Raw genomic sequence first — 13,049 nt, 5'->3', positions numbered from 1 at the left:
TGAGGCTGATTCATGAGATCGAAAAGATTTGAAGCACTGGCGAAGCGCCCTGTGAATCAGGATGGTTTCGTTAAGGAGTGGATCGAAGAAGGCTTCATTGCGATGGAAAGCCCGAACGACCCCAAACCGTCGATTAAAATCGTCAACGGTACAGTCACTGAACTGGACGGTAAATCCGCCAGTGAATTTGACTTAATCGACCATTTCATTGCCCGCTATGGCATTAACCTGGCGCGCGCTGAAGAGGTCATGGCGATGGACTCGGTCAAACTGGCCAATATGCTTTGCGACCCTAACGTAAAGCGCAAAGACATAGTGCCGCTGACCACCGCAATGACGCCGGCAAAAATTGTCGAAGTGGTGTCCCATATGAACGTCGTTGAGATGATGATGGCGATGCAGAAAATGCGCGCTCGTCGTACACCCTCTCAACAAGCGCACGTCACAAACGTCAAAGATAACCCGGTGCAGATTGCCGCTGATGCCGCTGAAGGCGCATGGCGCGGGTTTGACGAACAGGAAACAACCGTTGCCGTTGCGCGTTATGCGCCATTTAACGCCATTGCGCTGTTAGTCGGCTCACAGGTTGGACGCCCAGGCGTATTAACCCAGTGCTCGCTGGAGGAAGCTACCGAACTTAAACTCGGCATGCTAGGCCACACCTGCTACGCGGAAACCATCTCCGTCTATGGTACTGAACCCGTCTTTACCGACGGCGATGACACGCCATGGTCGAAAGGCTTCCTCGCATCGTCCTATGCTTCCCGTGGTCTGAAAATGCGCTTTACCTCCGGCTCTGGCTCAGAAGTTCAGATGGGTTACGCCGAAGGCAAATCGATGCTTTATCTGGAAGCCCGCTGCATTTACATCACCAAAGCTGCGGGCGTACAGGGCCTGCAAAACGGTTCAGTAAGCTGCATCGGTGTCCCTTCCGCCGTGCCGTCAGGCATTCGTGCAGTGTTGGCTGAAAACCTGATTTGTTCCTCTCTGGATCTGGAATGCGCCTCCAGCAACGACCAAACCTTTACCCACTCGGATATGCGTCGTACTGCTCGTCTGCTGATGCAGTTCCTGCCGGGTACTGACTTCATTTCTTCTGGTTATTCCGCGGTGCCGAACTACGACAACATGTTTGCGGGTTCGAACGAGGATGCTGAAGATTTTGACGACTACAACGTTCTTCAGCGCGACCTGAAAGTAGACGGCGGTCTGCGCCCGGTTCGCGAAGAAGACGTTATCGCCATTCGTAACAAAGCGGCACGTGCGCTGCAGGCCGTCTTTGCCGGGATGGGATTACCACCAATCACTGATGAAGAAGTGGAAGCTGCGACCTACGCCCACGGTTCGAAAGATATGCCGGAACGTAACATCGTTGAAGACATCAAGTTTGCACAAGAGATCATCAATAAAAACCGTAACGGTCTGGAAGTGGTGAAAGCCCTTGCTCAGGGCGGATTTACCGATGTCGCTCAGGACATGCTCAACATCCAGAAAGCCAAGTTAACCGGGGATTACCTGCATACCTCCGCCATTATCGTTGGCGACGGACAGGTGCTATCCGCCGTCAATGATGTTAACGACTATGCCGGTCCGGCAACAGGTTATCGCCTGCAAGGCGAACGCTGGGAAGAGATCAAAAACATCCCTGGCGCACTTGATCCCAACGAGCTTGGCTAAGGGGTGAAAAATGGAAATTAATGAAAAACTGCTGCGCCAGATAATTGAAGATGTGTTGTCTGAAATGCAGACCAGCGACAAACCCGTCTCTTTCCGCGCATCTACAGCGGCAAGCGCACCTCAGGCTGCGGCGACACAGGGAGACAGCTTTCTGACCGAGATTGGTGAAGCCAAACAAGGCCAGCAACAGGACGAAGTGATTATTGCCGTAGGGCCGGCGTTCGGGCTCTCGCAAACCGTCAATATCGTAGGGATCCCGCATAAGAATATCTTGCGCGAAGTGATTGCCGGTATTGAAGAAGAAGGCATTAAAGCGCGCGTTATCCGCTGCTTTAAATCCTCCGATGTGGCGTTTGTCGCCGTTGAGGGGAACCGTCTGAGCGGTTCCGGGATCTCTATCGGCATCCAGTCAAAAGGTACCACGGTTATCCACCAGCAGGGGTTACCGCCGCTTTCAAACCTGGAGCTGTTCCCTCAGGCACCGCTTCTGACGCTGGAAACCTATCGTCAGATCGGTAAAAACGCCGCGCGTTATGCCAAGCGTGAATCTCCGCAACCGGTCCCTACTTTGAATGACCAGATGGCCCGTCCTAAGTACCAGGCCAAATCAGCCATTCTGCACATTAAAGAGACCAAATACGTTGTGACAGGCAAAAACCCGCAGGAACTGCGCGTGGCGCTTTGATAAAGGATACCTCCATGAATACCGACGCAATTGAATCGATGGTTCGGGATGTGTTGAGCCGGATGAACAGCCTGCAAGGCGAGTCCGCGACTCCGCCCGCGGCGAGTTCATCAGCACATACCGCGAAAGTCACGGATTACCCTCTCGCGAATAAACATCCTGAGTGGGTAAAAACTGCGACCAACAAAACGCTGGACGACTTCACGCTTGAAAATGTTCTGAGCAACAAAGTGACCGCGCAGGACATGCGCATCACCCCTGAAACACTGCGCCTGCAGGCGGAAATTGCCAAAGATGCCGGACGTGACAGGCTGGCGATGAACTTCGAGCGCGCAGCCGAGCTAACCGCTGTTCCTGACGATCGCATTCTTGAGATCTACAACGCGCTGCGCCCGTACCGCTCAACAAAAGATGAGCTGATGGCTATCGCCGACGATCTCGAAAATCGTTATCAGGCAAAAATCTGTGCAGCTTTCGTTCGTGAAGCGGCAGCGCTGTACGTTGAGCGTAAAAAACTCAAAGGCGACGACTAACTCAGGGACAGGATCATGCGATATATAGCTGGCATTGACATAGGCAACTCATCAACGGAAGTCGCTCTGGCTACTCTGGATGAGTCTGGCGTGCTGAGCATCACCGGCAGCGCGCTGGCAGAAACCACCGGAATTAAGGGCACATTACGTAATGTGTTTGGAATTCAGGAGGCCCTTACGCTGGCGGCAAAAAACGCCGGTATCAATGTCAGCGATATTTCGCTCATCCGTATTAACGAAGCCACCCCGGTCATTGGCGACGTGGCGATGGAAACAATAACCGAAACCATCATCACTGAATCCACCATGATCGGCCATAACCCTAAAACACCGGGCGGCGTCGGGTTAGGCGTGGGCGTCACTATTACGCCGGAAGACCTTCTCAGTCGCCCGGCGGATACGCCCTATATTCTGGTGGTGTCATCGGCATTTGATTTCGCCGATGTCGCTACGATGATTAATGCCTCCGTCCGAGCTGGATACCAGTTAACTGGCGTTATTTTGCAGCAGGACGATGGCGTGTTGGTCAGCAATCGTCTGACTCACCCCCTGCCCATCGTCGATGAAGTCCTTCATATCGACCGCATCCCGTTGGGGATGCTGGCTGCCATTGAGGTCGCTGTACCAGGAAAGGTCATTGAAACCCTTTCTAACCCCTACGGCATTGCAACTGTCTTTGGCCTCAATGCCGATGAGACTAAAAACATTGTTCCGATGGCACGGGCGCTGATCGGCAACCGTTCAGCCGTGGTGGTGAAAACGCCGTCAGGTGATGTGAAAGCGCGAGCGATTCCTGCCGGAAATCTGGAGCTACAGTCTCAGGGTCGTACCGTACGGGTCGACGTTGCCGCGGGCGCCGAAACGATTATGAAAGCGGTTGGTGAATGCCCGAAACTGGATAACGTTACCGGAGAAGCTGGCACCAATATTGGCGGCATGCTGGAGCATGTGCGCCAGACGATGGCTGAATTAACCAACAAACCCAGTCATGAAATTTTTATTCAGGACCTGCTGGCGGTCGATACCTCGGTTCCCGTCAGTGTGACGGGCGGACTTGCCGGTGAGTTCTCGCTGGAGCAGGCTGTCGGCATAGCCTCCATGGTGAAATCAGACCGCCTGCAAATGGCGATGATTGCCCAGGAGATCAAGCAAAAGTTCAACATTGACGTCCAGGTTGGCGGGGCCGAAGCCGAAGCTGCCATTCTGGGAGCCTTAACAACTCCGGGCACAACACGACCACTGGCTATTCTGGATCTCGGCGCGGGTTCAACCGACGCTTCTATCATCAATCCTAAGGGCGAAATTATTGCCACGCACCTGGCAGGCGCAGGCGATATGGTCACGATGATCATTGCCCGTGAACTGGGCCTGGATGACCGTTATCTCGCTGAAGAGATTAAAAAGTATCCGTTGGCGAAAGTTGAGAGCTTGTTCCACCTTCGCCACGAAGACGGCAGCGTTCAGTTCTTCCCTACGCCTCTCCCACCAACGGTTTTTGCGCGCGTGTGCGTAGTGAAACCCGATGAACTGGTGCCACTGCCTGGTGAACTGGCGCTGGAGAAAGTACGGGCCATTCGTCGCAGCGCCAAGGAGCGCGTTTTCGTTACTAACGCACTCAGAGCGCTACGTCAGGTCAGTCCGACCGGGAACATTCGGGATATTCCCTTTGTGGTACTGGTTGGCGGCTCATCTCTGGATTTTGAAGTTCCACAGCTGGTCACCGATGCTCTGGCGCATTATCGACTGGTTGCCGGGCGCGGCAACATTCGTGGTACCGAAGGTCCGCGCAATGCGGTTGCGACAGGACTGATCCTCTCCTGGCATAAGGCATTCGCTCATGGAAAGTAATCTCACCACACCAGCCATCGTTATCTTCACCAGTGCTGACTGTGCTGACGTCTGGAATGACGTACTGCTGGGTATTGAAGAAGAAGGGATCCCCTTTGTGATTCAGGAGAGTAGCTCAACTGACGTTATCCACAACGCATGGTTGGCCGCCTGCCAGTCGCCATTGCTGGTCGGTATTGGCTGTAGCCGCGAAAAACTGGTCGTGCACTACAAAAACTTACCCACGTCAGCACCACTTTTTACGCTGACGTATCAACAAAATAGCCACGATCGCCGCAGCATTGGTAACAACGCTGCGCGGCTGGTTAAAGGCATTCCGTTCCGGGAATGCCACTCATAACCCACAGGAGAAAAGCAGTATGAATAACGCACTGGGACTGGTTGAAACAAAAGGGCTTGTCGGCGCTATTGAAGCCGCTGATGCCATGGTGAAATCCGCAAACGTGCAGTTGGTTGGTTACGAAAAAATCGGCTCTGGCCTTATCACCGTTATGGTTCGCGGTGATGTCGGCGCGGTGAAAGCAGCCGTAGATGCTGGAAGCGCAGCCGCAAGCGCCGTTGGTGAGGTGAAATCCTGCCACGTTATCCCGCGTCCGCACAGCGACGTTGAAGCCATTTTACCTAAATCCGCATAAGTCGTTGCAACCAAGGAGCACAGCGTGAAGCAATCACTGGGATTACTTGAAGTTAGTGGTCTGGCATTAGCCATCAGTTGCGCGGACGTCATGGCGAAAGCCGCCTCCATCACGCTGGTGGGCCTCGAAAAAACCAACGGCTCAGGCTGGACGGTGATCAAGATAATCGGGGATGTGGCCTCCGTCCAGGCGGCCATTTCCACCGGTGTCAGTTTCGCTGACCAGCGAGATGGACTGGTGGCTCACAAAGTCATTTCCAGACCCGGGGATGGGATCCTGTCGCATAGCGTTGTCCTGGAGCCTGAGCCAACGCCCGAACCCATACCAGCCGTAGCGCATGAAGAGATATTTGTAGACCATGATGTACCCGAAGCACCGCAAGATGCAGAGTTGATTAGCTGCAATTTGTGTCTTGATCCTGCCTGCCCTCGCCAAAAAGGCGAGCCGCGCACGCTTTGTCTTCACTCTGGCAAACGAGGTGAAGCGTAATGGATAAACAGCAACTGGAGACCACTGTCGCTAAGGTTCTGGACGAAATGCGCGAGCGCCCGATTCCGCTGGGGATCTCTAATCGTCATATTCATCTGTGCGCTGAAGATTACGGTCGCTTGTTTCCCAATCACCCCATTAGTGAGAAAAAAGGGCTGCTGCAGCCAGGACAATATGCAGCAGAGCAGACTGTCACGCTGGTGGGGCCAAAAGGTCAGTTAAAAAATGTGCGTTTACTCGGCCCGCTGCGCAGTACCAGCCAGGTCGAAATTTCTCGTACCGACGCCCGCACGTTGGGAATTGCTGCTCCGCTGCGGATGTCGGGCAATATTCAGGGCACACCCGGTGTTCGTCTCGTCAGCCCATTTGCTGAACTGGACTTAGCATCCGGGGTGATCGTCGCCCAACGGCATATCCATATGTCTCCGCTCGATGCTCTGATTCTGCGGGTTTCCCATGGCGATAAAGTTTCGGTCGCCATTAATGGCGATGAACGTCGACTGATTTTCGATAACGTCGCCGTACGCGTTTCGCCGGATATGCGCCTCGAAATGCATATTGATACAGACGAAGCCAATGCTGCAGGCGCTGATAATCCCCAGGCATTCGCCACACTGGTGACCTCACGATGAACAACGAACTGCTGCAACGCATTATCGAGGAGGTTGTTTCCCGATTAAAAAAACGCGCGGAAAGCACGCTCACTCTTAGCGTCGCGCAGTTACGGGAAATCGATTCACGAACAGTATGCTGCCAGTACTCGTCGCTCCATCTCCAGCAAGTGGATCTGCCATTACTGGAGCAAATTGCCGAAGGCTGCCCAGCCAACATGTCGGTGGGAAAGATTCACGACGCGCTGGCATGCGGAGTCCGCGTGAAAATTTCACTACAACACCGATTGTTACCGGCAATCCCCGTGAAAAAACTCGCACGTCTGCCGCTGGAGTTCGATGACGAACGGGGACGAATCATCTTTTTGCATCCTGAGAAGCTTCTCAGCTATGCCGACGTCGCCCAATTAAGGGATGGCGTACTGGTGTTGCGCCGTCGGTGTGTCGTGACGGCTCTGGCTCAGGAAGCAGTCAGTCTGCGAAATGTCCAACTAATTAAGCAGGAGTGAGCTATGCATCTGGCCCGGGTTACAGGCGTTGTGGTTTCCACGCAAAAATCCCCATCACTGGTGGGAAAAAAACTGTTGCTGGTACGTCGGGTAAGTGCTGACGGAGAGCTTCCTGCATCCCCTGTGAGTGGAGATGAAGTCGCTGTTGATTCTGTCGGCGCAGGGACCGGCGAACTGGTATTACTCAGCAGCGGATCCAGCGCCAGACACGTTTTTTCTGGCCCTAATGAGGCCATCGATCTGGCTATCGTCGGCATTGTCGACACGCTTTCTCGTTAGGAGGAACTATGGCGATTTATACCCGCACTGGTGATGCCGGAACAACAGCCCTCTTTACCGGACAGCGCGTGAGCAAAACGCATCCACGCGTGGAAGCCTACGGTACGCTGGACGAACTGAACGCGGCGCTAAGTCTGTGCGTTTGTGCAGCGAAAACCCCGCAGCACCAGCAGTTACTTGAAAATATCCAGCTGCAGCTTTTTTGGTTCAGCGCCGAACTGGCAAGCGAAAGCGAAGAACCAACGCCAGAGCAGCGCTACATCAGCTCAGAAGAAATTGCGGCACTGGAAGCGGCCATCGATACCGCAATGGGAAGAGTACCGCCCCTGCGCAGCTTTATTTTACCTGGCCGCAGCGAAGCCGCCAGCCGACTGCACTTTGCCCGTACGCTGGCACGCCGTGCAGAGAGACGACTGGTCGAACTCTCCACCGAGATATCCGTCAGACACGTGCTGATGCGTTATATCAATCGCCTGTCCGACTGCTTATATGCGCTTGCACGGGCAGAAGATCATGACACCCATCAAAACGACATCATTCAGAAAGTGGCTGAGCGCTATCTCGCTGCCGTTCAAGCACCAGCCATAAAGGAGCCGACTATGTCTCTGTCTTTTCAGGAGCTCCACCAACTCACTCGCGCTGCGGTGACGAGAGCAGAAGAACTTCAGGTTCCGGTCGTCATTAGCATTGTTGATGCCAACGGAACCCAAACGGTGGTCTGGCGCATGCCTGACGCATTACTCGTGAGTAGCGAACTGGCACCCAAAAAAGCCTGGACTGCCGTGGCGATGAAAACCGCCACGCATGAGCTGACATCAGCAGTGCAACCCGGCGCCGCGCTTTACGGTCTGGAAAGCCATATGCAGGGAAAAGTCGTCACCTTCGGTGGCGGGTACGCATTATGGCGTGAGGGTTTACTCCTCGGGGGTCTTGGCATCAGCGGGGGAAGCGTTGAACAGGATATGGACATTGCAGAAACGGCCATTGCGGCGATTAACGTGAGAACACATCAATGAATACTTCAGAACTTGAAACCCTTATTCGTAACATTTTGAGTGAGCAACTCGCCCCGGCAAAAGCAGAAGTTCAGGGTAACGGTATTTTTCCGTCCGTTGGCGAAGCTATCGATGCAGCGCATCAGGCTTTTCTGCGTTACCAGCAATGTCCATTGAAAACCCGCAGCGCCATCATAAACGCCCTACGCGAAGAACTGACGCCTCATCTTGCTTCACTGGCCGCTGAGAGCGCTGCCGAAACGGGGATGGGTAACAAAGAGGATAAGTTCCTTAAAAATAAAGCCGCGCTGGACAACACTCCGGGTATCGAAGATCTCACCACCACGGCGTTAACCGGCGACGGCGGCATGGTGTTATTCGAGTATTCACCGTTTGGCGTGATTGGTTCTGTCGCCCCCAGTACAAACCCGACAGAGACCATTATTAACAACAGCATCAGCATGCTGGCGGCAGGGAATAGCGTTTACTTCAGTCCGCATCCGGGTGCTAAAAAGGTTTCACTCAAGCTGATTGCCATGATCGAAGATATTGCTTTCCGTTGCTGCGGAATTCGTAATCTTGTCGTCACGGTCACAGAACCCACTTTTGAGGCTACCCAGCAGATGATGGCGCACCCTAAAATCGCAGTTCTGGCGATTACCGGTGGCCCTGGCATTGTTGCTATGGGCATGAAAAGCGGGAAAAAAGTCATCGGCGCAGGCGCAGGAAATCCCCCCTGCATTGTTGATGAAACGGCCGACCTGGTTAAGGCGGCGGAAGATATCATCAATGGCGCATCCTTTGATTACAACCTCCCCTGCATTGCCGAGAAGAGCCTGATTGTTGTTGATGCCGTTGCCGAACGGCTGGTTCAACAGATGCAGTCTTTTGGTGCGATGCTTCTCAATAGCGAAGAGGTAGACAAACTGCGCGCTGTCTGTCTACCAGAAGGCATAGCCAATAAAAAACTGGTGGGTAAAAGCCCGGCAACCTTACTGGAAGCAGCAGGAATACCGGTTCCGGCAAAAGCACCTCGACTACTGACAGGCATCGTCAAGGCTGACGACCCGTGGGTTACCAGCGAGCAATTGATGCCAATGCTCCCCGTCGTAACGGTGAGCGATTTTGACAGTGCATTAACGTTGGCCCTGAAAGTTGAAGAGGGATTGCATCACACCGCCATTATGCATTCGCAAAATGTGTCACGTTTGAACCTTGCCGCGCGCACGCTTCAGACCTCCATCTTTGTGAAAAATGGCCCCTCTTACGCCGGGATCGGCGTTGGTGGCGAAGGTTTTACAACCTTCACTATTGCGACGCCAACCGGTGAAGGAACAACATCTGCTCGCACTTTCGCACGCTCTCGTCGTTGCGTGCTGACAAACGGTTTTTCTATTCGCTAATGGGGCCGTTATGAAAAGCTTTTCACTGCAAACTCGATTGTACAGCGGCCAGGGAAGTCTGGATGTGCTCAAGCGCTTCACGAATAAGCATATCTGGATTATCTGCGATGGTTTTCTCGCGCGTTCTCCCCTGATTGAAAAGCTGCGCAACGCTCTGCCAGCGGATAACCGCATCAGCATTTTCAGCGATATCACCCCCGATCCCACCATCGGCACGGTAGTACAAGGGATTGCACAAATGCAGTCCCTGCGACCGGACGTCGTGATGGGTTTTGGTGGCGGCTCAGCACTGGACGCCGCAAAAGCCATCGTCTGGTTCAGCCGACAGTTCGGTATTGAAATTGAAACCTGTGTCGCAATTCCCACCACCAGCGGCACAGGCTCCGAGGTAACCAGTGCCTGCGTGATTAGCGATCCGGATAAAGGCATTAAATATCCATTGTTTAATAATGCGCTTTACCCGGACATGGCCATCCTTGATCCAACGTTGGTCGTCAGCGTACCACCTGCCATCACCGCGAATACCGGCATGGACGTGTTAACGCATGCGCTGGAGGCTTACGTGTCCACGAAGGCCAGCGACTTCACAGACGCACTGGCTGAAAAAGCGGCTCAAATCGTCTTCCAGTACCTGCCTGTCGCCGTCAGCAAAGGCGACTGTCTGGCAACCAGGGGGAAAATGCACAATGCATCAACGCTCGCGGGAATGGCATTTAGTCAGGCTGGACTGGGGATCAATCATGCGATTGCCCATCAGTTGGGTGGTCAGTTTCATCTGCCGCATGGACTTGCCAATGCGCTGCTGCTGACCCATGTCATTCATTTTAATGCCCGCGACCCGCGGGCTGCGAAGCGCTATGCCCGTTTCGCTAAAGCCTGCCATTTATGCCCGGATAACGCGAACGATACAGCGGCATTGAATGCGCTCATTCATCATATCGAGCTACTCAAAAAACAGTGTGCGTTGCCTTCTTTTGTTGACGCGCTTAAAGACGGAAAGCAAGCCTGGTCACAACGTATCCCATTGATGGTTCAGGCCGCGCTGGCTGACGTCACGTTGCAAACCAATCCTCGTGTTGCCGATGCCAGTGCCATGCAGGAACTGCTTGAGGAATTATTATGAAGACAGCCATGACGGCAGAGTCCACGCTTTATGATGCGCAGACTATTCGCGAACGCGTTCGCGCAGCGGGTGTTGTCGGAGCCGGAGGCGCAGGCTTTCCTGCTCACGTAAAATTACAGGCGCAGGTCGATACCTTTCTGGTCAATGCGGCTGAATGTGAGCCAATGCTGAAAGTTGACCAGCAGTTGATGGCCGTCCAGGCTGATCGACTTATCCGCGGCGTTCAATATGCCATGACGGCGACCGGAGCCAGTGCCGGAATTATTGCGCTCAAGGAGAAATACCAGAAGGCTATCAATGCATTAACGCCCCTTCTACCTACCGGGATCCGCTTACATATTTTGCCCGATGTCTACCCGGCTGGTGACGAGGTTTTGACCATCTGGATGGCAACAGGTCGGAGAGTTCCGCCTGCCGCGCTGCCGGTCAGCGTCGGTGTGGTGGTCAATAACGTCCAGACCGTGCTCAACATCGCCAGAGCAGTTGAGCAGCAGTACCCCGTTACGCGTCGCACCCTGACCGTTAACGGCGCAGTCGCCAGTCCCATAACACTCACTGTCCCTATCGGAATGTCTTTACGTGACGTTCTGGCGCTGGCCGGTGGTGCAACCGTTGACGATCCCGGTTTTATTAACGGTGGTCCGATGATGGGCGGCCTGATTACTTCACTGGATACCCCCGTAAGCAAGACCACCGGGGGCCTGCTGGTTTTGCCTAAGTCTCATGCGTTGATTCAGCGGCGGATGCAGGATGAACGCACCGTGCTTTCTGTAGCAAAAACCGTTTGCGAGCAGTGCCGTTTGTGTACGGATTTGTGCCCAAGGCATTTGATCGGCCATGAATTATCCCCGCACCTGTTGGTTCGTGCGGTTAATTATCAGCAGGCGGCCACACCGCATCTGCTGCTCACGGCCCTGACCTGTTCAGAATGCAACGTGTGTGAAAGCGTAGCCTGCCCGGTTGGGATTTCACCGATGCGCATCAACCGTATGCTGAAACGCGAGCTGCGGGCGCTCAACCATCGTTATGAAGGGCCGCTAAATCCTGAGGATGAAATGGCGAAATACCGGTTGATCCCGGTTAAGCGCCTTATTACCAAACTGGGTCTTAGCGACTGGTATCACGATGCGCCACTGGCTGAGACTGATTATTCCACAGATAAAACGACGCTGTTGTTACGCCAGCATATTGGTGCCAGCGCCATCCCATGTGTAGAACAAGGCGAACGCGTTGTTCGCGGTCAATGCGTTGCCGATGTGCCGTCCGGTGCATTAGGCGCGCCTGTTCACGCCAGCATTGACGGTATTGTCAGCGAAATCACTGAGCAATCTATCACGGTAATTAGAGGTTAATCATGTCTCAGGCTATAGGGATTTTAGAACTCACCAGCATTGCCAAAGGGATGGAAGCTGGTGATGCCATGTTAAAAAGCGCGAATGTGAATTTACTGGTCAGCAAGACCATCTGCCCGGGAAAATTTCTACTCATGCTCGGTGGTGACGTAGGTGCCGTACAACAGGCGATTGCCACTGGAACATCTCTTGCTGGCGATATGCTCGTTGACAGTCTGGTACTCCCCAACATTCATGCCAGCGTACTCCCCGCAATCAGCGGACTAAACAGCGTGGATAAGCGTCAGGCTGTTGGTATTGTCGAAACATGGAGCGTTGTTGCCTGCATCTGCGCCGCCGACCGGGCGGTTAAAGCCTCCAACGTCACGCTGGTACGTGTCCATATGGCATTTGGTATTGGCGGCAAGTGCTACATGGTCGTTGCTGGCGATGTATCCGATGTGAATAACGCAGTGACGGTTGCCAGTGAAAGTGCGGGTGAAAAAGGCCTGCTGGTTTACCGCTCGGTCATACCTCGCCCGCATGAAAGCATGTGGCGACAAATGGTGGAGGGATAATGGAAAGACAACCCACCACGGATCGAATGATTCAGGAATATGTACCAGGCAAACAGGTCACGCTGGCGCATCTTATTGCTAATCCAGGTAAAGATTTGTTCAAGAAGCTGGGATTACCAGATGCGGTTTCCGCAATCGGTATTCTGACCATTACCCCCAGCGAAGCCTCAATCATCGCCTGTGATATCGCCACGAAATCCGGGGCGGTAGAGATTGGTTTTCTCGACAGGTTTACCGGCGCGGTGGTACTGACGGGTGATGTTTCCGCCGTTGAGTACGCGCTGAAACAGGTAACCCGAACGCTCGGCGAAATGATGCGTTTTACCGCGTGTCCCATCACCCGGACGTAATAT

Annotated in this window: 16 protein-coding genes; all 16 read left to right on the top strand. The window is 53.8% G+C overall.

The features are described 5' to 3' along the window. Positions 1-12 precede the first annotated feature (12 nt). Genes pduC through pduU form a run of 16 tightly spaced genes read left to right on the top strand, consistent with a single transcriptional unit; the run spans position 13 to position 13,046 of the window. Complete coding sequence (gene pduC, locus SK38_RS02920) at positions 13-1,677, top strand: propanediol dehydratase large subunit PduC (protein ID WP_003030249.1); 1,665 nt, start codon at positions 13-15, stop codon at positions 1,675-1,677. 10 nt (positions 1,678-1,687) lie between these two features. Continuing rightward, complete coding sequence (gene pduD / locus SK38_RS02915) at positions 1,688-2,362, top strand: propanediol dehydratase medium subunit PduD (protein ID WP_003834131.1); 675 nt, start codon at positions 1,688-1,690, stop codon at positions 2,360-2,362. 14 nt (positions 2,363-2,376) lie between these two features. Next, positions 2,377-2,895 (top strand): propanediol dehydratase small subunit PduE, encoded by a 519-nt coding sequence (gene pduE, locus SK38_RS02910; protein WP_003030243.1) that lies wholly within the window; start codon positions 2,377-2,379, stop codon positions 2,893-2,895. A 15-nt stretch (positions 2,896-2,910) separates the two neighbouring features. After that, positions 2,911-4,743: a diol dehydratase reactivase subunit alpha gene (locus tag SK38_RS02905; protein WP_048235098.1), complete on the top strand. Its 1,833-nt coding sequence runs from the start codon at positions 2,911-2,913 to the stop codon at positions 4,741-4,743. Next, positions 4,733-5,083, top strand: coding sequence for a glycerol dehydratase reactivase beta/small subunit family protein (locus SK38_RS02900; RefSeq protein WP_003834139.1), 351 nt, complete (start codon positions 4,733-4,735; stop codon positions 5,081-5,083). The genes SK38_RS02905 and SK38_RS02900 overlap by 11 nt, the downstream gene beginning before the upstream one ends. A 19-nt stretch (positions 5,084-5,102) precedes the next feature. Next, the gene (pduJ, locus tag SK38_RS02895) at positions 5,103-5,378 is read left to right on the top strand and encodes a propanediol utilization microcompartment protein PduJ (protein WP_001057752.1); all 276 of its coding nucleotides are present in this window, start codon (positions 5,103-5,105) and stop codon (positions 5,376-5,378) included. Between the two features lie 24 nt (positions 5,379-5,402). Continuing rightward, complete coding sequence (locus SK38_RS02890; RefSeq protein WP_048235096.1) at positions 5,403-5,867, top strand: BMC domain-containing protein; 465 nt, start codon at positions 5,403-5,405, stop codon at positions 5,865-5,867. Beyond that, entirely contained in the window at positions 5,867-6,499 is a 633-nt protein-coding gene (locus tag SK38_RS02885; protein ID WP_008785145.1) for a phosphate propanoyltransferase, read from the top strand. The genes SK38_RS02890 and SK38_RS02885 overlap by 1 nt, the downstream gene beginning before the upstream one ends. Then, entirely contained in the window at positions 6,496-6,987 is a 492-nt protein-coding gene (gene pduM, locus SK38_RS02880; protein WP_048235095.1) for a microcompartment protein PduM, read from the top strand. The genes SK38_RS02885 and pduM overlap by 4 nt, the downstream gene beginning before the upstream one ends. Before the next feature lie 3 nt (positions 6,988-6,990). After that, on the top strand, positions 6,991-7,266 hold the full coding sequence (locus SK38_RS02875) for a EutN/CcmL family microcompartment protein (RefSeq protein WP_003030211.1): 276 nt from the start codon (positions 6,991-6,993) through the stop codon (positions 7,264-7,266). A gap of 8 nt (positions 7,267-7,274) precedes the next feature. Further along, a complete protein-coding gene (pduO, locus tag SK38_RS02870) occupies positions 7,275-8,282 on the top strand; it encodes a two-domain cob(I)yrinic acid a,c-diamide adenosyltransferase PduO (protein WP_048235094.1) in 1,008 nt (335 codons plus the stop codon). Beyond that, positions 8,279-9,664: a CoA-acylating propionaldehyde dehydrogenase PduP gene (pduP, locus tag SK38_RS02865; protein ID WP_048215996.1), complete on the top strand. Its 1,386-nt coding sequence runs from the start codon at positions 8,279-8,281 to the stop codon at positions 9,662-9,664. The genes pduO and pduP overlap by 4 nt, the downstream gene beginning before the upstream one ends. Positions 9,665-9,674: 10 nt before the next feature. Next, a complete protein-coding gene (locus tag SK38_RS02860; protein ID WP_048235093.1) occupies positions 9,675-10,787 on the top strand; it encodes a 1-propanol dehydrogenase PduQ in 1,113 nt (370 codons plus the stop codon). Then, positions 10,784-12,139 carry a cobalamin reductase PduS gene (gene pduS / locus SK38_RS02855; RefSeq protein ID WP_048235091.1) on the top strand — a complete coding sequence of 452 codons (1,356 nt, stop codon included), beginning with the start codon at positions 10,784-10,786 and terminating at the stop codon, positions 12,137-12,139. The genes SK38_RS02860 and pduS overlap by 4 nt, the downstream gene beginning before the upstream one ends. A 2-nt stretch (positions 12,140-12,141) precedes the next feature. Continuing rightward, a complete protein-coding gene (pduT, locus tag SK38_RS02850; RefSeq protein WP_048235090.1) occupies positions 12,142-12,696 on the top strand; it encodes a propanediol utilization microcompartment protein PduT in 555 nt (184 codons plus the stop codon). Next, on the top strand, positions 12,696-13,046 hold the full coding sequence (gene pduU, locus SK38_RS02845) for a propanediol utilization microcompartment protein PduU (protein WP_008785151.1): 351 nt from the start codon (positions 12,696-12,698) through the stop codon (positions 13,044-13,046). Before pduT ends, pduU begins: the two co-directional genes overlap by 1 nt. Positions 13,047-13,049 lie beyond the last annotated feature (3 nt).

Origin of the sequence: Citrobacter sp. MGH110 (assembly GCF_001037515.1) — a bacterium.
In the GTDB taxonomy this organism is placed as follows: Bacteria; Pseudomonadota; Gammaproteobacteria; order Enterobacterales; family Enterobacteriaceae; genus Citrobacter; species Citrobacter portucalensis.
Note: the sequence above shows the minus strand (reverse complement) of the source record. Positions and strands in the feature narration are given on the sequence as shown.

What these genes read in the sequence shown, in the direction of transcription:
- pduS (WP_048235091.1), top strand. Translation starts at nt 10,784, where the DNA reads ATGAAGACAGCCATGACGGCAGAGTCCACGCTTTATGATGCGCAGACT.
- pduM (WP_048235095.1), top strand. Translation starts at nt 6,496, where the DNA reads ATGAACAACGAACTGCTGCAACGCATTATCGAGGAGGTTGTTTCCCGA.
- SK38_RS02875 (WP_003030211.1), top strand. Translation starts at nt 6,991, where the DNA reads ATGCATCTGGCCCGGGTTACAGGCGTTGTGGTTTCCACGCAAAAATCC.
- pduO (WP_048235094.1), top strand. Translation starts at nt 7,275, where the DNA reads ATGGCGATTTATACCCGCACTGGTGATGCCGGAACAACAGCCCTCTTT.
- SK38_RS02900 (WP_003834139.1), top strand. Translation starts at nt 4,733, where the DNA reads ATGGAAAGTAATCTCACCACACCAGCCATCGTTATCTTCACCAGTGCT.
- pduT (WP_048235090.1), top strand. Translation starts at nt 12,142, where the DNA reads ATGTCTCAGGCTATAGGGATTTTAGAACTCACCAGCATTGCCAAAGGG.
- SK38_RS02860 (WP_048235093.1), top strand. Translation starts at nt 9,675, where the DNA reads ATGAAAAGCTTTTCACTGCAAACTCGATTGTACAGCGGCCAGGGAAGT.
- pduE (WP_003030243.1), top strand. Translation starts at nt 2,377, where the DNA reads ATGAATACCGACGCAATTGAATCGATGGTTCGGGATGTGTTGAGCCGG.
- pduU (WP_008785151.1), top strand. Translation starts at nt 12,696, where the DNA reads ATGGAAAGACAACCCACCACGGATCGAATGATTCAGGAATATGTACCA.
- SK38_RS02905 (WP_048235098.1), top strand. Translation starts at nt 2,911, where the DNA reads ATGCGATATATAGCTGGCATTGACATAGGCAACTCATCAACGGAAGTC.
- pduC (WP_003030249.1), top strand. Translation starts at nt 13, where the DNA reads ATGAGATCGAAAAGATTTGAAGCACTGGCGAAGCGCCCTGTGAATCAG.
- pduJ (WP_001057752.1), top strand. Translation starts at nt 5,103, where the DNA reads ATGAATAACGCACTGGGACTGGTTGAAACAAAAGGGCTTGTCGGCGCT.
- pduP (WP_048215996.1), top strand. Translation starts at nt 8,279, where the DNA reads ATGAATACTTCAGAACTTGAAACCCTTATTCGTAACATTTTGAGTGAG.
- SK38_RS02885 (WP_008785145.1), top strand. Translation starts at nt 5,867, where the DNA reads ATGGATAAACAGCAACTGGAGACCACTGTCGCTAAGGTTCTGGACGAA.
- pduD (WP_003834131.1), top strand. Translation starts at nt 1,688, where the DNA reads ATGGAAATTAATGAAAAACTGCTGCGCCAGATAATTGAAGATGTGTTG.